The organism is Hallella faecis, from assembly GCF_018789675.1.
GTDB classification, from domain to species: Bacteria; Bacteroidota; Bacteroidia; order Bacteroidales; family Bacteroidaceae; genus Prevotella; species Prevotella faecis.
The window spans coordinates 1-1,400 of record NZ_JAHKBE010000124.1; the positions used below are offsets into that span (position 1 = coordinate 1).

Here is a 1,400-nt window from a genome sequence, read left to right on the forward strand (position 1 = left end):
GTAATGTTTTTTTTGTCACATCTAATTTACTCATTTTCCGTGATATACGGAAATATTCAAAGCCTTTTTTATGAACTTTTTTATGAACTCATTCTAAATCCGAAACTTGAGTACATTACCGTCTTGCATCCCATGCAATCTTATTAAACAGCACGATACGGTTCCAATGGCTATAGTCCAATACTCGTGTTATGGCATCACGGTGACGTTCGTCAAACACAATGATCGCATCCGCTGCCATCAGTTTCTCACGTGTCATAACCATAGTCGTACCACTTAATTCATAGTCCAGTTCCTTCGCCACATCCACCATCGCAGCATCACGAGGATTCTCGCCCCAGTCCAATGTACCAAGGGAGAACACTTCAATGTCCTCTATTCCTGCATCAGCCAATAGTTTCTTCGTCACACATTCTGCGAATGGTGACCTACAGGCATTGCCTGTGCATACAAAGCAAATCTTGTAGTTCATGGTTTCCGTTTTTTAATGATCTCTTCAACCTGTCGGTATGATACCGGCGTATAATTGTTGTTATCTACGCCAACATCATATTGGCTGGGGAGCAACATAGAAAGCCGATGTTTGTCGATAATATTGGATTCCTGCTGATTGGAATGAATATGCCCGAACAATTGCCATGTGCCGTGATTGTCTCCGCCATAGGAGAGAAACGGGAAATGGTGGAGATATATTTTCTGGCCATTCACATGAAGACGCATCTGAATAGCAACACATTCAAAACGTGATGCTATTTCTTCGTTGATATGTCTAGTATCATGATTTCCCAACACAAGAAATATCCTTCCCTTCAGCCTGTCGAGTATGTAGTTCCAGTTGTCGGGTTTACCGAAGCAGAAGTCGCCAAGATGGAATACGATACCATCGCGGTGTACCACGGAGTTCCAGCGAGCTATCAACTCTTCGTTCATCTCTTCCACGCTGGCAAAAGGACGCTGACAGTATTCCACAACCTTATCGTGAAAGAAATGAGTGTCTGAGGTGAACCATATCTTGTTGGGAGAAAGTCCACTTTTTAATTCTATTTGTTCTATCATTTTCATTTTAATCTTCGAAATTACGGTTTACCTCAAACAAATGCTTTTTACGTCTCAGAAACTCTGCCTCATAGTCAGCTGGCAGCCCCAGCATGGCAAGCTCGTCGGGAGTGACTGCCTTGATAATGCTGTTGAGCCTTGCGGCAATATCATCACAGCGGAACTCCTTTTTCTCCACATAGCGATGCCCTCTCATCTCCGGCACTTCTTCAAACGGAACGGAAGGGTGCATCACATAGTAAAGCGCAATGGCAATGTCCGTGCGGTGTCTGCCCATAGCACAGGCTATATAGGGAGTGTCGTTAAATATTAAGATTATTTACAACTATCTAATCCTCAATGTG

The 1,400-nt window shown here is 43.2% G+C and carries 3 protein-coding genes; all 3 read right to left on the reverse strand.

Going from position 1 to position 1,400, the window contains the following annotated elements; translation table 11 throughout:
* Window positions 1-115 precede the first annotated feature (115 nt).
* From KM934_RS12735 to KM934_RS12745, 3 genes are read right to left on the reverse strand one after another with little or no spacing between them, the layout of a single operon-like run.
* Entirely contained in the window at window positions 116-472 is a 357-nt protein-coding gene (locus tag KM934_RS12735) for an arsenate reductase/protein-tyrosine-phosphatase family protein (RefSeq protein ID WP_215760987.1), read from the reverse strand.
* Window positions 469-1,056, reverse strand: a complete 588-nt coding sequence (locus KM934_RS12740; protein WP_042517328.1) for a metallophosphoesterase — start codon at window positions 1,054-1,056, stop codon at window positions 469-471. Before KM934_RS12740 ends, KM934_RS12735 begins: the two co-directional genes overlap by 4 nt.
* A 7-nt stretch (window positions 1,057-1,063) precedes the next feature.
* Entirely contained in the window at window positions 1,064-1,333 is a 270-nt protein-coding gene (locus KM934_RS12745) for a hypothetical protein (RefSeq protein WP_215760988.1), read from the reverse strand.
* Window positions 1,334-1,400: the final 67 nt, after the last annotated feature.